Below are 230 nucleotides of genomic sequence, written 5' to 3'. Positions count from 1 at the left end.
GGTATCTTCCCGGTTAAACGGATAACGTGATCATTATACCAGCGCATTACGATCACCTGGGCATCAGCCCCCAGGCTAACAGCGCAGTCAGCATTTTTAACGGGGCCGATGATAATGCCTCCGGCAGCGCCGCTCTACTATCGCTCATTAAATATTACCAGCAGCATCCGCCCCTGCATCCCCTGGTATTTCCCGCGCTGGGTGGGGAAGAGGAGGGCTGGCAAGGCGCC

The 230-nt window shown here is 56.5% G+C and carries 1 protein-coding gene; it reads left to right on the top strand.

Annotation, left to right across the window (positions count from 1 at the left end):
* Positions 1–26: 26 nt before the first annotated feature.
* A partial coding sequence (locus KVT36_RS32460; RefSeq protein WP_368670066.1) for a M28 family peptidase occupies positions 27–230 on the top strand: 204 nt, incomplete at its 3' end.

This window comes from Chitinophaga sp. GbtcB8 (assembly GCF_019091455.1).
Classification (GTDB): domain Bacteria; phylum Bacteroidota; class Bacteroidia; order Chitinophagales; family Chitinophagaceae; genus Chitinophaga.
The sequence above is the reverse complement of the archived record's forward strand: the minus strand, read 5'-3'. Positions and strand labels throughout refer to the sequence as shown.